Origin of the sequence: Bacillus sp. THAF10 (assembly GCF_009363695.1) — a bacterium.
Taxonomy (GTDB): Bacteria; Bacillota; Bacilli; order Bacillales; family Bacillaceae_I; genus Sutcliffiella_A.
Genome location: NZ_CP045403.1, coordinates 1,271,564 through 1,287,507 on the forward strand (window position 1 = coordinate 1,271,564; position 15,944 = coordinate 1,287,507).

The 15,944-nt window shown below is 38.2% G+C and carries 15 protein-coding genes and 1 other annotated feature; of the genes, 11 read left to right on the top strand and 4 right to left on the bottom strand.

The genetic code is table 11. The annotated features are described in order from the left end of the window. Positions 1-17 precede the first annotated feature (17 nt). The 4 genes from FIU87_RS06690 to FIU87_RS06705 all read left to right on the top strand — a co-directional run bounded on the left by FIU87_RS06690 (position 18) and on the right by FIU87_RS06705 (position 4,794). Positions 18-1,706 carry a peptide-binding protein gene (locus FIU87_RS06690; protein ID WP_152443859.1) on the top strand — a complete coding sequence of 563 codons (1,689 nt, stop codon included), beginning with the start codon at positions 18-20 and terminating at the stop codon, positions 1,704-1,706. A 241-nt stretch (positions 1,707-1,947) separates the two neighbouring features. Further along, positions 1,948-2,898 carry an ABC transporter permease gene (locus FIU87_RS06695; RefSeq protein ID WP_152443860.1) on the top strand — a complete coding sequence of 317 codons (951 nt, stop codon included), beginning with the start codon at positions 1,948-1,950 and terminating at the stop codon, positions 2,896-2,898. Positions 2,899-2,912: 14 nt separating this feature from the next. Next, positions 2,913-3,827 (top strand): oligopeptide ABC transporter permease, encoded by a 915-nt coding sequence (gene opp4C / locus FIU87_RS06700; protein WP_152443861.1) that lies wholly within the window; start codon positions 2,913-2,915, stop codon positions 3,825-3,827. A gap of 217 nt (positions 3,828-4,044) precedes the next feature. After that, complete coding sequence (locus FIU87_RS06705; protein WP_152443862.1) at positions 4,045-4,794, top strand: YjbA family protein; 750 nt, start codon at positions 4,045-4,047, stop codon at positions 4,792-4,794. A 48-nt stretch (positions 4,795-4,842) separates the two neighbouring features. On the opposite strand, the gene trpS is transcribed toward FIU87_RS06705, so the two are convergent. Then, the gene (gene trpS / locus FIU87_RS06710) at positions 4,843-5,832 is read right to left on the bottom strand and encodes a tryptophan--tRNA ligase (RefSeq protein ID WP_152443863.1); all 990 of its coding nucleotides are present in this window, start codon (positions 5,830-5,832) and stop codon (positions 4,843-4,845) included. A 48-nt stretch (positions 5,833-5,880) separates the two neighbouring features. Continuing rightward, positions 5,881-6,091, bottom strand: a binding site (T-box leader). A 44-nt stretch (positions 6,092-6,135) separates the two neighbouring features. After that, the gene (locus FIU87_RS06715) at positions 6,136-6,513 is read right to left on the bottom strand and encodes a DUF3899 domain-containing protein (protein ID WP_152443864.1); all 378 of its coding nucleotides are present in this window, start codon (positions 6,511-6,513) and stop codon (positions 6,136-6,138) included. Positions 6,514-6,843: 330 nt separating this feature from the next. On the opposite strand from FIU87_RS06715, the gene FIU87_RS06720 reads away from it, so the two are divergent. The 6 genes from FIU87_RS06720 (at position 6,844) to FIU87_RS06745 (ending at position 14,200) form a co-directional block, all read left to right on the top strand. Next, complete coding sequence (locus FIU87_RS06720; RefSeq protein WP_152443865.1) at positions 6,844-8,532, top strand: peptide ABC transporter substrate-binding protein; 1,689 nt, start codon at positions 6,844-6,846, stop codon at positions 8,530-8,532. A gap of 151 nt (positions 8,533-8,683) precedes the next feature. After that, entirely contained in the window at positions 8,684-9,613 is a 930-nt protein-coding gene (opp3b, locus tag FIU87_RS06725) for an oligopeptide ABC transporter permease (RefSeq protein WP_152443866.1), read from the top strand. Then, entirely contained in the window at positions 9,613-10,623 is a 1,011-nt protein-coding gene (opp3C, locus tag FIU87_RS06730; RefSeq protein WP_152443867.1) for an oligopeptide ABC transporter permease, read from the top strand. The genes opp3b and opp3C overlap by 1 nt, the downstream gene beginning before the upstream one ends. 23 nt (positions 10,624-10,646) lie before the next feature. Beyond that, on the top strand, positions 10,647-11,726 hold the full coding sequence (locus tag FIU87_RS06735; protein WP_152443868.1) for an ABC transporter ATP-binding protein: 1,080 nt from the start codon (positions 10,647-10,649) through the stop codon (positions 11,724-11,726). Then, positions 11,716-12,660, top strand: a complete 945-nt coding sequence (locus tag FIU87_RS06740) for an ABC transporter ATP-binding protein (RefSeq protein WP_152443869.1) — start codon at positions 11,716-11,718, stop codon at positions 12,658-12,660. The genes FIU87_RS06735 and FIU87_RS06740 overlap by 11 nt, the downstream gene beginning before the upstream one ends. Before the next feature lie 325 nt (positions 12,661-12,985). Further along, the gene (locus FIU87_RS06745; RefSeq protein ID WP_152443870.1) at positions 12,986-14,200 is read left to right on the top strand and encodes a putative glycoside hydrolase; all 1,215 of its coding nucleotides are present in this window, start codon (positions 12,986-12,988) and stop codon (positions 14,198-14,200) included. A gap of 38 nt (positions 14,201-14,238) precedes the next feature. Here FIU87_RS06745 and FIU87_RS06750 read toward each other — a convergent pair whose 3' ends face one another. Beyond that, a complete protein-coding gene (locus tag FIU87_RS06750; RefSeq protein ID WP_152443871.1) occupies positions 14,239-14,427 on the bottom strand; it encodes a hypothetical protein in 189 nt (62 codons plus the stop codon). A gap of 167 nt (positions 14,428-14,594) precedes the next feature. Here FIU87_RS06750 and FIU87_RS06755 point away from each other — a divergent pair, with 167 nt between their 5' ends. After that, positions 14,595-15,170 carry a GNAT family N-acetyltransferase gene (locus FIU87_RS06755; RefSeq protein ID WP_152443872.1) on the top strand — a complete coding sequence of 192 codons (576 nt, stop codon included), beginning with the start codon at positions 14,595-14,597 and terminating at the stop codon, positions 15,168-15,170. Between the two features lie 26 nt (positions 15,171-15,196). Here the strand turns inward: FIU87_RS06755 and FIU87_RS06760 are convergent, their stop codons facing one another. After that, entirely contained in the window at positions 15,197-15,940 is a 744-nt protein-coding gene (locus tag FIU87_RS06760; RefSeq protein WP_216647554.1) for an SGNH/GDSL hydrolase family protein, read from the bottom strand. Positions 15,941-15,944 lie beyond the last annotated feature (4 nt).

Below are 15,944 nucleotides of genomic sequence, written 5' to 3' on the forward strand. Positions count from 1 at the left end.
TTTTAGGGGGAGTAAACGTGAAGCAAAAAACTCTATTACTTATCGCTTTAACGTTGGTTCTGTCTTTGTTCCTTGCTGCATGTGGCGGTAATTCAACAAACACAGATCCAAAGAACAACAACAATGGTGAAGAACAAGCTGGTAACAATGGTGAAGAAGAAGAAGAAGAAGCAGTTAATAACGACCCAGTTGCAGGTGGAGACCTTGTATTAGGTTCTACTGGTAGCCCAACAATGTTCAACCCGCTTTACTCTGCAGATACTGCAAGTTCTGCAATCGAAGGTTTCATTTATGATGGTCTTTTAACTAGCAACACTTCTTTTGAAACTGAACTAAACATGGCTGAAAGCTGGGATATCTCTGAAGATGACCTAGTTCACACATTGAAAATCAAAGACGGCATCAAGTTCCACGATGGCGAGCCTATGAACGCTGATGACGTAGTATTCACTTTAAGCATTCCTTTAAATGAAGACTATGATGGTCCTCGTGCTTCTTACTTCGAGAAAATCGAGAAAATCGAAAAAGTTGATGACTTAACTGTTAAAGTAACTCTTAAAGCAGTTGATCCAACAATCCATATCGCTCTTGGATACTCTATCTTACCTGAGCACCTTTTGAAAGATGTTCCAGTTGCTGAGCTTGGTGAGTACACTGAGTTCAACGTAAAGAACCCAATCGGTACTGGTCCATTCAAATTCGAAACTTGGGAAGATGGTCAATTTGTTAAAGTTGTAGCAAACGAAGATTACTGGCAAGGTCGTCCTTTCCTTGACTCTTTAACATACCGTATTATTCCTGATGCGGATGCTCTAATGACAGCTTTAGCTGCTGGAGATGTTCACTATTACACAGTTCCTGCTTCTGACATCACTACTGCTCAAGAGTGGGAAGCTAATGGTCAACTTAAGATCGAGTCTGGTTTAGCTCTTTCTTACTCTTACTTAGGATACAACTTACGTAACGACTTATTCAAAGATGTAAAAGTACGTCAAGCTTTAACTCATGCACTTGATCGTGAACTAATCGTTGAGTCTGTAATGGGCGGAGACGGTGAAGTTGCAAACGTTCCTGAGTCTCCACTTAGCTGGGCTTATGACGAAGATGTACCAGTATTTGAATACGATGTAGAAAAAGCAAAAGCAATGCTTGCAGAAGCTGGATGGAAACCAGGTGCTGACGGTACGCTTGAGAAAGACGGCAAGAAATTTGAATTCACTCTTAAAACAAACCAAGGTAACAAAGTTCGTGAAGATATCGCTGTAGTAGTTCAAGAGCAGTTCGCTGAGATTGGAATTAAAGTTACTCCAGATATCATGGAATGGTCTGCATTCTTAGCTGACATCGATCCTCCAAAATGGAACTTCGATGCAATCATCTTAGGATGGGCACTATCTACAGATCCAGATCCATCTGGTATCTTCCACTCTAAAGAAATCGAAGAAGGCTTGAACTTCGTTGGTTGGTCTAATACAGAAGCTGATAAGTTAATGGATGAAGCTAACCTAACGATGGATCGTGAAGAGCGTGCTACTAAGATCCAAGCAATCAACAAAATTATTGCTCAAGAGCAACCATATACTTTCTTGTACTATCCAAATGCTCACCGTGCAATGCCTACTAACCTTGAAGGCTTTGAGTTCCATGCAAGAGCAGAATATTACAACATCCACAAATGGTGGTTAAACCCTAATACAACTAACTAATTTAACCCCCATTTAAAGGGAAAGAGAGGGGAGGGAGTTTTCCCTTCCCTCTTTTTTTCTGAATTAAATCGAACTGTACCTACTTACTTATGGATTTGAAAGCCTAGGTGACTGTCATGGACAAGCCTTCTTTCCTTAACTTTGAACGCATTATTGTGAAAGGTAGTTTTCACAGTATTAAAATAAACAATCACGTTTACCCATACCTTCCTAAAGTAAAGACAGAAAAGGAGAATCTGCTATGATCTCATATATCATCCGCCGTTCTTTAATGGCGATTCCCCTATTATTCGGTATAACTGTTTTATCTTTTGCTATTATGCAAATGGCTCCAGGTGGTCCTACCTCCCTGATGATGGATCCGAATATTAGTAAAGAAGCAATGAAAAAATATGAAGAACGATACGGATTAAATGATCCAGTGCACGAACAGTATTTCAAATGGGTTTCAAACATGGCAAAAGGAGACTTTGGAGACTCTCTTATTCGCCGTGGAGTACCTGTAAGTGAAATGATAATGAACCGTTTACCTAATACGTTGCTGCTTATGATTGTTTCTACTTTTGTAGCAATACTAATTGCCATCCCATTTGGGGTTGTTTCAGCTAGAAAACCATATTCCATGACGGACTATGCAGTTACGGTAACATCCTTCTTAGGTTTAGCCACTCCTAACTTCTGGATAGGTCTTGTATTAATCATGGTATTTGCAGTCCAATTAAATTGGTTCCCAACAGGTGGGGTTTCAACTTTGAATGCCGATTTTAGTATTCTTGATCGAATACACCACTTAGTGTTACCGGCATTTGTATTGGCAACAGCTGACATGGCTGGATTAACGAGATATACAAGATCAAGTATGTTAGAAGTAATTAGACAAGATTATATGCGTACTGCAAGAGCAAAAGGATTAAAGGAACGTAAAGTAGTATATAAACATGGTTTGAGAAATGGATTAATTCCAATCATCACAATCTTTGGTTTAATGCTTCCTGGTTTTATTGGAGGCTCCGTAATTGTAGAACGTATTTTTGCATGGCCAGGTATCGGGTTATTATTCTTTGAGTCAGCTTTCCAACGTGATTATCCGGTTATTATGGCACTAACAGTTATCTCAGCGGTCTTTGTAGTTATCGGGAACTTAATTGCCGATATTCTATATGCAATTTTTGACCCGAGAATTGAGTATTAAAAGGGGGAACAGCGATGCAAACTCAACCATCAACTCAACCAAATAATCAACTCGGAAACCCCGGATTACAAGGTAAACCTGAGACGCTATTTCAAATCACTGTTTCAAAGTTTATGAAAAATAAACTTGCCATCATTGGTGGGATTTTACTTCTCACTATTATTACGCTGGCAATTTTAGCACCGTGGATTACACAATTTGAACCACAAAAACAAAGTTTATTAAATAAGCTTCAAAAACCAGGCACGGGCGAGCATTTGCTTGGAACAGACCGTTTTGGTCGTGATGTATTGTCTCGTGTTCTATACGGTGCAAGAATTTCATTGCTTGTAGGATTTGCTTCTGTTGCTGGTTCCATTACAATTGGAACAGTAGTTGGTTCCGTTGCAGGTTACTTTGGAGGAAAAATCGATGCAGTATTAATGCGTCTTGTGGATGTTATTATTTCCATTCCAACAATTTTCCTTTTGATCACACTCGTTACTATCTTTAACCCAGGTGTGGACAAGCTAATTTTGATTTTTGCATTAACAGGTTGGACTGGGACGGCTCGTCTTGTTCGTGGTGAGTTCTTATCTCTTCGTACAAGGGAATTTGTCTTAGCTTCAAAAACGATTGGAACAAGAAGCTATAAGATTATCTTCAGTCATATACTCCCTAATGCGATGGGGCCAATTATCGTTGCGGCAACGCTAAATGTTGGTGGAGTAATACTTGCTGAATCAGCATTAAGTTACCTAGGTCTTGGTATTCAACCACCGACTCCAAGTTGGGGCAATATGCTTCAAGACGCTCAGAACTTTACGATTATGTTAAAGCACTGGTGGTATCCGTTAATTCCAGGTATCATGATTTTAATTACCGTTTTAAGCTTCAACTTTGTTGGAGACGGATTACGAGATGCACTAGATCCAAAATCGATCAAATAAGAAAAGCTAAGATTCATTCTTGGCTTTTTTTTTTTTTTGCGTTTTTTTGGTGATGAACGTGTGATTTTAACATAAGGTAGAATTAAAAGCTGGAAGAGAAAAGATGCCTTGGACAAGCCTAAAGGAGAAAATTATTTGGCTAAACTGGAATAATTATGCACTACCCTGTTCATACTGTTGGATAAATAAAAGTTAGATGCGAAGTGAGGGGTAAGTGATGTTATATCTTCATGATGTCTGGGTTAATTGGTTTGAAGGAGAAGAAAACGGCTATAATGTTTGTCATTTTCATGAATGGAGAAAAGATGACAGTGTAGAACTGTTGGATCAAGTACCCTTATTGAAAGTGGAATCTGTCCTATTTAACTATATTGAAAACGACCTCCAAGAGCTGCCATCAACTTTACTGGACGATATCTTTCAAAAAAGCTATATCCGCAAAAACCATGAACGCATTCAATTGGATTATTGTTTTGTTGTAACAGATGGAAAAGGAATTCTTGCAGTCGATACGATTGGGTACAACATACCTATTAGAAAAAGCCGACTTATTCCAAGGCAGGAACAACTTGTTTATGATATGGTGGAGAATCATGATTTTCTGATGTATTCATTTTCACCTACTCATAAAACAGAAGAAGATTATCATATTTTATCACCATCTCCAGCAATAATGCATGGATTAACAAGAAAAGAAAGACAGCTAAAGCAGCTTTTATTTATGGCGTTAGATCAACTGAAATCGACTTGTAATGTTGCAGAAGTGCGATACTGGTATACAGAATGGAACCCGCTTCATTACCGGGAATCACAAACGATGTCATTTGAAGAAATATGGTCCCAGCTTATTGAGGAAACTAGAGATGGATGGTCAGAAAAGCACCTTGCATTTTGTGAATCCCTTGTGAAAGGACAACCTTTCTTTGAAAAGCTATGGGAGCTCGAGCAACAGCCGAAAGTAAATTAAAAGAAAGACCGAAGTCAAGTTACTACTTGATTCGGTCTTTCTTTCTTTTTATCGGCGTTTTCTTCCGAGCCCCATCGCGTTTTCAATTTTCTTTAGTGTTTTCATGGCAACTCGATTGGCTTTTTCTGCGCCTTCATCGAGAATTCGGTCTAATTCATCTGATTCAATTAACTCGTTGTATCTTGTTTGAATTGGCTCGAGTGCCTCTACAACCACCTGAGCCAAATCACCTTTAAATTCTCCATATCCCTTGCCTTCGTAATGAAGCTCTAACTCTTCAATCGATTTGTTAGACAGGATCGAATAAATCGATAATAAATTTGAAACTCCTGGCTTATTCTCTTTATCATACTTCACAATACCCTCTGAATCAGTCACCGCACTTTTAATTTTCTTTTCCAATTGCTTTGGTGAATCTAGTAAAGAAATAAAGGATTTTTGATTAGGGTCTGACTTGCTCATTTTTTTCGTTGGTTCTGTTAAGGACATAACACGAGCACCAACTTTGGCTATTTTCACCTCAGGGACTGTTAGGATATCACGATATTTCTTATTAAAACGTTCTGCTAAATCACGGGTTAGCTCCAAATGCTGCTTTTGATCCTCCCCAACTGGAACCACATCCGTTTTATATAGTAGAATATCTGCAGCCATCAGTGGTGGGTATGTGAGTAAACCTGCTGTAACAGCATCTTTTCCAGTTGACTTATCCTTGAATTGTGTCATTCGCTCCAATTCACCGATATATGCAACACATTGCATCATCCATCCTAGCTGAGCATGTGCAGGAACTTCAGACTGAATAAAAAGGGTAGCTTTTTCTGGATCTAAGCCAATAGCTAAATAAAGTGCCGCTAGTTTTCGAATGTTTTTTCTTAATTCTTGTGGATCCTGGTGGACGGTAATAGCATGCTGGTCGACTATGCAAAAGTAACTATTGTAGTCGTGTTGCAGCTCCACAAACTGTTTCATTGCTCCAATGTAGTTACCAAGTGTGACATTCCCACTTGGCTGAATTCCTGAAAAAATTGTTTTCATGTTCTTCCACTCCTCTATAAAAATACAAAAAGGCCCATTCATCCCCGAAAAAGGGACGAATGGACCGTGGTACCACCCTTATTATTTCTTGCATTAAGAAATCACTTAACCTTGTATCGTAAGGAAACGTCACTGTCTACTATTATTTCAACAGAGAAGCTCAAAAGTCCATTCCTAAACCGCCGTTGTTTGTTTTCACCAACCACAAACTCTCTAATAAACGGCCATGTTAAGTACTACTCTTTATCATCGCTATTTTTATTAAAATATTACTATTCATTATAGCCAATTAAACGCCAAATATCAATTGCTGTAGTAAAAATAAAGGGAAATCAACATCGCTCCAAAAAGAATGATAGAGCCGAGTAACAATGGTTTTATAGATAAAGATTGTGTGAGCACAGAAGGAGGTCGCATGTTCTTGTTTACATCTTCTTCAAGCTCTTTATCATATTGACTTGATGCAAAAATTCTTCTGAATCCATAAGTGATGCCATCAAAGAACCCTTTTTGTGTCACTAACAGAAGCAAAGATACGAATATGAAAATACTTGCATAAATAAATGAGGTATTAATGAAGCTTAATACACTCATGCTCCCATAATAAAGGTAACCAGTTAGTAAAGATATAAGAAACAAAATAACAAAAGAAAGAAAAGATGATACAAATAATTTATTCATAGTTCCTCCTAAAAAAACATCACTAAATTGTATTGTAATAAAATGAATAGAATAAGACAAATTTAAAGAAACTATAAAAGGAATTACTTGTAAAAATAAATAGAAATATCTGTGTATTATTTGTAATATTTTTGTAATAATATAACTGATATTGCAGTCTGACCACTAGGTCTTTGTGCCTATTTTTGTAATGAACTTTCTTGAAATAACAGTACTTTGTAAAATTATCGTCAAAAAAATGTATGCACAATGTTTAGAAAACTTGTATAATAGAAATCGTTACCTCGAAAAACAGCAAAATTCGACACAATTCTCAAGGGGGTTAAGTAAATGAAAAAGTCAAAATATTTATTTCTTTTAGCGCTTACACTTGTGCTTAGTGCATTTTTGGCAGCGTGTGGTGGAGGAAATTCAGCACAAAATAATAAAGGTCAAGGTGACGAGCCGCCAGCAGGACAAGGTGAGCCTACCGGACCACAAGTATTAAATGTTGTAGATTCTGCTGAAATTCCAACAATGGATACTGTACAAGGTACAGATGCAGTAGCATTTAATGTAATGAACAACGTTTTTGAAGGCCTTTACAGACTAAGCGAAAATGATGAAGTAGTAGAAGGTGTTGCGAAAAGTCATGAAGTTTCTGAAGATGGTCTAACTTATACATTTACTCTTCGTGAAGATTCCGTATGGTCTAATGGGGACCCAGTAACTGCAAAAGATTTCGTGTTTGCATGGCAACGTGCTGTTGACCCAAATAGTGGATCTGAGTACGGACCATATATGATGAACGGCAAAATCAAAAATGCAACTCAAGTATCTGAAGGGAAGCTTCCACTTGAAGAGCTTGGAGTAAAAGCACTTGATGATTACAAACTTGAGGTAACACTAGAGCAACCTGTTGCTTACTTTGAATCACTTATGACATTCCCAACTTTCTTCCCGCAAAATCAAAAGTTCTTGGAAGAGCAGGGAGATAAATACGCACTAGAATCAGACACTCTAGTCTACAATGGTCCATTTGTTTTAGACAGCTGGGAGCATGAAGTTGGCTGGACAATGAAAAAGAACGAAGATTATTGGGATGCTGAAACTGTAAAATTAGATGAAATTAACGTAAAAGTAGTAAAAGAAGTATCTACTGGTGTAAACCTTTACACTGCTGGACAAATTGATATTTCTCCTGGATTAACTTCTGAATTCGTTGAACTGAACAAAGACAATCCAGATTTAATCTCTTATTTAGAGCCAACAATTTTCTGGTTTAAGTTTAACCAAACTAAGAATGAAGCACTTGCTAACGTTAACATCCGTAAAGCTATTTCCATGGGCTTCAACAAAAAGGATATGACAGATATCGTTTTAAATAACGGTTCTATTCCAGCAAACTACTCTGTACCAGTTGAATTTGTTCAACACCCTGAGACTAAAGAAGATTTCCGCGACAAACACGGAGATTTTAATGAGTTTGATGCAGAGAAAGCAAAAGAATATTGGGAAAAAGGGTTAAAAGAGCTTGGAACTGATTCTTTAACTATTGAAATTCTTGGTGGAGACACAGAGTCTGCTAAAACTATGCAAGAATATCTTCAAAACCAATTAGAGACAAACCTACCAGGTCTGAAAATTGACCTTAAAGAAGTTCCATTCGCTCAGCGTTTAGATTTAGATTCTGAAATGAATTATGACATGCAACTTGCTGGATGGGGTCCTGACTACCTTGATGCTATTTCCTTCGCTAATCTTTGGATGACAGATGGTGGAAACAACAAGATGGGCTACTCTAACAAAGAGTATGACAAGCTGTTGAATGATGTAATGACAACGTACGCAAACGATCCTGTAAAACGTTTTGAAGCAATGCAAGATGCTGAGAAAATTTTACTTGAAGAGGATGCAGCGATTGCACCTATCTACCAACGTGGTACTACAAGATTGTGGAAACCATACGTTCAAAATGTGTACCGTCATAACTTTGGCCCTGACTTTAGCTACAAATGGGCATATATTAGTGGTAAATAAAACATTATACTGATATAAAAAATTTTCTTTTGAAAAAGAGGAAAAGAGAGTATATTTAATCATATACTCTCTTTTTCCCTGTAATGAAATTGTCGAATTTTAGGGAAAATTATATACAATTCGACGCAACATTTTTATAGGAGGTGCACATATGACAAAGTATTTGTTGCAACGTATCTTATACATGTTTATCACCTTGTTTTTAATTGCCTCATTTACATTCTTCTTAATGAAAATGATGCCGGGTTCCCCATTTACAATGCAAGATAAATTGTCAGACGCACAAAAAGTTATTTTAGATGCTAAATATGGCTTAGATGATCCACTACCTGTTCAATACGGGAAGTACCTAATCAGTCTTGCGCAAGGAGATCTTGGGATTTCTTTTCAATATGACAACAGAAGTGTTACCGATTTAATCATGCAACGTATTGGACCTTCTGCACAGCTTGGGTTTCAAGCGATGCTATTCGGTACCATCATTGGTATCTTTTTAGGTGTAGTAGCAGCGTTGCGTCAAAACACGTGGGTTGATTATGGTTCCACCATTTTAGCTGTATTAGGTAAATCTATACCTTCCTTCGTTTTTGCAGGTCTTCTACAATATTTTGTCGCAGTAAAACTGGGCTGGTTCCCAGTGGCATTCTGGCAAGGTTGGGAGTTCACGGTATTACCAACGATTGCGCTTTCCATGTTCCCGATTGCAATTGCAGCACGTTTTATGCGTACTGAAATGATTGAGGTATTAAATTCCGATTATATTACTTTAGCACGTGCAAAAGGTGCTACGAACTACGACATTGCGGTAAAACACGCCTTAAGAAACGCGTTAATTCCAGTTGTTACAGTTCTTGGCCCGCTAGCAGTTAGCTTGATGACCGGAACACTTGTAATTGAAAAAATCTTTTCTATCCCAGGTCTTGGAGAACAATTTGTTCGTTCCATTACGACAAATGACTATCCGGTAATTATGGGAACAACACTATTCTTCGCGACATTATTTATTGTGATTGTTCTTGTAGTTGATATTCTTTATGGAATTATCGACCCGCGTATTCGCATAGCAGGAGGTAAGAAATAATGAATAACAACAACTATGAAAAACTTCCAAAGGAATTGTTTCAGCCAGCTGATCAAGATCCAAGTAAAAGTGAAAAAATATCCAAACCCAGTCTTACTTACTGGCAAACAGCATGGCTTCGAATCAAGAAAAATAAGGCGGCCATTGCAGGTTCCGTTATTCTAATAATCATTGCAATTTTAGCCATTTTTGGACCATATATGAATAATCATGGCTTCAATACACAAAACGTTACACAATCAAATTTACCACCAAAAGTTCCAGTAGTAGAAAACCTTGGTATTCTGGACGGAACGAGAAATGGTGTTGATATTTATGCACAACGTAATGTTGAAGAATACTACTGGTTTGGTACGGACAGCCTTGGACGTGACCAATGGACCCGTGTATGGACGGGGACGCGAATCTCTCTTTACATTGCGCTTCTTGCAGCATTCATCGACATGGTAATTGGTGTAGCTTACGGTGGAATTTCTGGATTTTATGGAGGTCGTGTGGATAACACGATGCAACGTATTATTGAGGTTCTTGTCGGTATTCCTAACTTAGTTATCGTTATTCTAATGATTTTAGTACTAGATCCAGGTATCATCGCCATTACCATTGCCCTGACAATAACGGGCTGGGTTGGTATGGCCAGGGTAGTCAGGGGACAAGTGCTCAAGCTGAAAAGTCAGGAATATGTCCTTGCTTCCCGTACGTTAGGTTCCACAAATAACCGAATCATCACAAAACATTTATTACCAAACGTAGTAGGTGTGGTTATTATTAACACCATGTTTACGATTCCAAGTGCGATCTTCTTTGAAGCATTTTTAAGCTTCATCGGTTTAGGGTTGAAGGCTCCAATGGCTTCTCTTGGAACGTTAATTGACGATGGATTTAAGTCATTACAAATCTTCCCACATATTATGATTTTCCCAGCAATTATCATCAGTTTGTTGATGATTGCGTTTAACCTTGTTGCGGATGGATTCCGTGATGCATTAGATCCGAAAATGAAAGACTAAGGAATAAAGGCAGGTGAAAGACAGTGGAAAAAATTCTTGAAGTAAAGAACTTACATGTTTCTTTTGATACATTTGGAGGAGAAGTAAAGGCAATCCGTGGCGTGAACTTCAACCTGAAAAAAGGAGAAACGCTTGCTATCGTTGGTGAATCTGGTTCAGGTAAATCAGTTACGACAAAGACGGTAATGCGACTATTGCCTCCTAATAACTCCAATATAAAACACGGTGAAATAATCTTTGATGGTAAAGATTTAACGAAGCTTTCTGAAAAGGAAATGCAAGCGATACGCGGAAAAGACATTTCCATGATATTTCAGGATCCAATGACTTCCTTAAACCCTACGATGACGGTTGGGAAACAAATCATGGAAGGAATCATTAAGCATCAAAAATTAAGTAAAAGTGCAGCGAAGGAAAAAGCAATTGACCTTTTACGACTTGTAGGAATTCCAATGCCAGAAGAGCGCTTTAAACAATATCCTCACCAATTTTCAGGGGGAATGAGACAAAGGGTTGTTATCGCTATCTCTCTTGCGTGTAACCCTAAGGTGTTAATCGCTGATGAGCCAACAACAGCGTTGGACGTTACGATACAAGCACAAATTCTGGATTTGATGAAAGACCTGCAACAAAAAATTGATACCTCTATCATCTTTATTACCCATGATCTTGGGGTGGTAGCAAATGTTGCCGATCGTGTGGCTGTTATGTATGGAGGACAAATTATTGAAATGGGTACCGTAGACGAAATCTTTTATGACCCAAGACACCCATACACGTGGGGACTGTTGAGCTCCATGCCTGATCTTGAGCTTGCAGATGCAAATGAATTATACGCGATTCCAGGGTCTCCACCTGACTTAACAGATCCTCCTAAAGGGGACGCGTTTGCTCCGCGTAATGAGTTTGCCATGCAAATTGATATGGAAATGGAGCCACCAATGTTTCAAATTTCCAAAACTCACTTTGCAAAAACGTGGCTTCTTCATGAAGACGCTCCAGCAGTAGAGCCTCCGCTTGCTGTTCAAAAACGTCGTCGCAGTATGCCGCAAAACTTTGAAAAGCCTGTTATGGTAAAGGACGGTGAACACAATGACTTCTAAGGAAAAACTTTTAGAAATCCGGAACCTGAAACAGTACTTTAACGAAGGCAAACCAAATATGGTTAAAGCAATCGACGGGTTAAATTTTGATATTTACCGAGGAGAGACATTAGGTTTGGTTGGAGAGTCCGGATGTGGTAAATCAACTACTGGACGCACCATCATCCGTCTCTATGACGCAACGGATGGAGAAGTTCTTTTTGAAGGAGAAAATGTTCACGGCAAGAAATCGAAAAATGAATTGTTAAAATTCAACAGAAAAATGCAGATGATCTTCCAGGATCCTTCTGCTTCCCTAAACCCAAGAATGACGGTTGCAGACTGCATTGCAGAAGGAATTGACATTCATGGTTTGGCGAAAAATAGAAAAGAACGTCTTGCCCGTGTTCATGAACTACTTGAAACAGTTGGCTTGAATAAAGAACATGCTAACCGCTATCCTCACGAGTTTAGTGGTGGTCAACGCCAACGGATTGGAATTGCACGAGCTTTGGCAGTAGAGCCTGATTTTATCATTGCTGATGAACCAATCTCTGCTCTTGACGTGTCCATTCAAGCACAAGTTGTTAACTTGATGAAAAAGCTACAAAAAGAAAAAGGCTTAACATATCTATTTATTGCCCACGATCTTTCCATGGTTAAGTACATCTCTGATCGGATTGGGGTTATGTATTTTGGTAAAATGGTGGAGCTTGCTGATGCAGATGAGCTCTACAACAATCCGATTCATCCTTATACAAAATCATTGTTAAGTGCTATTCCGCAGCCAGATCCAGATTCAGAACGCACGCGTAAACGTGTCGCATATGATCCTAATTCTCATGGCTACACAGAAGACGATTCTGTAGAAATGCGTGAAATCAAACCTGGTCATTACGTGCTTTGCTCTGAGCAAGAATATAACCAATACAAAGCACAACATACTGGCCATTAATTTTTCATACCCTCAAATTTTGGGGGTATTTTTTTTTTACCAAATACATATGGATTATTACATTATAGGTTTTGTTAAACATTTTTACCTGTTGATTGGAGCAAAGGCTTCTTGGGAAGGAAGCGATTGACTGGAGGACCCCATAAGCATATGCTAGGAGGCTCACAATTTGCTCGGCAGGACCATTTGCGGAAAACAATAGTGTAGTTTTTCTCCACCTATAGTACTCGAGAAGTATTTTGAAGAAATTTGTTGAAAAAGGCAAAAAACCAACGATTTTCCAGTATAATAGAAGTAACAAACAAAAAGGGGCATTGATGGAAAAATGAAAAAGAAATGGATAGCAAGTCTTGTAGCTGCAGCAAGCATTTTTGCAGGGAACGTTTTGACAGCTGATGCAGCAGAAGACGAAGTGTTGCATGCGGCAAAGCACGCACAAAAACAGGTGAATCTTGAGATGAGAGAATTGCCAGTATCATTGGCACGATTTGCATTTGATTCGGGTTATACGTTTACTTATCCGGATGCGGTAAGAGGTATTTATGTAACAGGACACTCAGCAGGTGGAGAAAGATTTGAGAGATTGCTAGATTTATTGAACAAGACGGATTTAAATGCGATGGTCATTGATATTAAAGACGATCATGGATATTTAACGTATGTTCCAGAAGAAGAGGACTCTCCTTTTCAAGATATAGCTCAACCCTACATAAAAAACCCTCAGGAAATGATGAAGACTCTTGAGAAAAATGAAGTTTATCCAATAGGAAGAATTGTAGTTTTTAAAGATTCTGTTTTAGCGAAGAAACGACCAGATCTATCTTTCCAAGAAAATAACAATGTATGGGTTAATGGACGTGGGGAAGCGTTTGTGAATCCTTTCTTAAAAGAAGTTTGGGATTATAATATTGATATAGCAATTGAAGCAGCGAAAATGGGGTTTCAGGAGATTCAGTTTGACTATGTCAGGTTTCCTGAAGGATTTGAAAAAAGAGATACTACCCTTAAATATGGGTACGGGGAATACGAAAATCAAGATTTGGATAATGTAAAAAAACGAGTGGAAGCAGTATCGGACTTTGTAGCATATGCACGAGAAAGACTTGAACCATATAATGTTCAAGTATCCGTTGATATTTTTGGCTATACGGCAACGTTGCCAGAAGCACCAGGAATTGGTCAAAACTTTACGCGAATATCAGAGCATGTGGATGTTATCTCCTCTATGATTTATCCAAGTCACTGGACATCTTATTTTGGAATAGCAAAACCTGACACGGAACCTTATAAGCTGGTGAAGGAATATGCCAAGCTTGAGAATGCCAAGCTGGATGAGCTTGAGGATAGACCGGTATCAAGGCCATGGATTCAGGATTTCACAGCTACCTGGCTTGGTAGTGGCAACTATATTCCTTATGGAGCGAAAGAGGTAGAAGATCAAATAAGAGCATTAAACGAAAACGGTATTAATGAATTTTTAATATGGAACGCAGGAAATTCCTATACTGAAAACGTGGACTTTACGCCACTTAATGACTAAAGGTAAAAAAGCTGCCCAAAACTTGGCAGCTTTTTTTCTTAATCTTTATTTTTTCCACCAACATTTTTCCAGCCAGCTTGAACACTCATAGACTTATCAAAGCTTTCAGAGCCTTTCTTTTTTCCAAAAAGCCCTTCACCGATTCCATTTGTTAAAACACCCATAACGGCTGTAATTCCAATAACTAAAACAGCTACAATCGTAAAATCGATAAAATATTCAATCACTACCTTCAACCCCTTTGCATATGTAATCGTATACAATACCCCTCGTTCTCTATTGTAGGATATGTTTATAAGAAAAGGAAGAGGGTATATTAACAGTGAAGTCTGTTTAATTTTTGTTATACTTATAATGTACATAGATATATTAGAAAGGGGACATTTACAAGAGAATGAATTGGTATGAGAAACTAAATCAGTATTTTCCAGTAGAAGAGATGAAATCCAGAGAGCACATGGAGCTTTTGTTAAAAGAAAAAGGTGATATTTATCATAAGGATGAAGGGGAACATCATGTTTTAATGTATGTCGAACTCGATAACTTCATTTTTATTGACTATCTATTTGTTTCAAAGGATGCAAGAGGCATGGGATTAGGACACAAGCTTCTAAATAAGCTAAAGGAAAAAGGGAAAGCGATTATTCTTGAGGTAGAACCTGTTGATTATGAGGACACAGATACGGAGAAGCGCCTCCGTTTTTATAAACGAGAAGGATTTGAACATGCTTCCTCCATTGGTTACCGCAGGAGGTCTCTTGCGACAAATGAAGTGAATCCAATGGAAATTCTCTATTGGTCTCCAACGAACGCAGATGAAGAAGCTATCTATCAAGGGATGAAAGCTACATATGAACAAATTCACACATATAAAGATAAACAATTATACGGAGAATCCTATGATAACGTAGATAAGGTCCTTACGTATGATGAGGACGAAGGCAATGAGGATATCCTCGCAAAGCTATAAAAAAATCCCTGCCGCTGCTTTAGCGGTCAGGGATTTTTATATGCATTTTTCATCAATCTAACAATTTCTGTATACCCTTTATCATTAGGGTGAATGTCATCTTTTTTTATATGGGTCCATTCTTGCGCTTTTCCCAAAAAAGCTTCAAAAGGGTCTACAACAAGCGTTTTGCCTTTTCGTGATTTGGTGTCTTCAGCGTAGTCTTTCACCATGGTATTAAATTGAGGTGCATATTCCTCTGCCAACTCGTGAAACTTATGATCTTCAGGATAAGGATTGTACAGCCCGAGCAGAATGAGAGTAGCATTAGGATTAATCTCTTGCAGCATATTGAATAATTCTTTATAGGTTCTGTTTAATATCTCCAATCGCAAATCCAAGCTTTGCTCTTCAAAATCAGCATCCAAAGCTTGCAGCAAATCATTACCACCAATGGAAACGGTTATGATGTCAGCGGTTTTTAATCGATTCCGCACGGCTTCATCTCCACTCAAAAAAGCAAGTAGACCGCTTGATGTTAATCCAGGAATCCCATAGTTTTCTACCTTCACATTATTTTCTTCACGAAGGAATTTTGTAAACTGTGGGACAAATCCGTGAATTCGTAAATAATTTTCTTCTGAAGAACCCAATCCAGCTGTTAGAGAATCTCCAATAGCTAGATAGGTAAGTTCTTTGGGAGATTCCGCAATGACGGGAGCATAGGAAAGACTGCTTGCAAAAAGCAGAACAAAAAATAAGCTGAATTTTTTAAGCATTGCCTCATTCACTCCC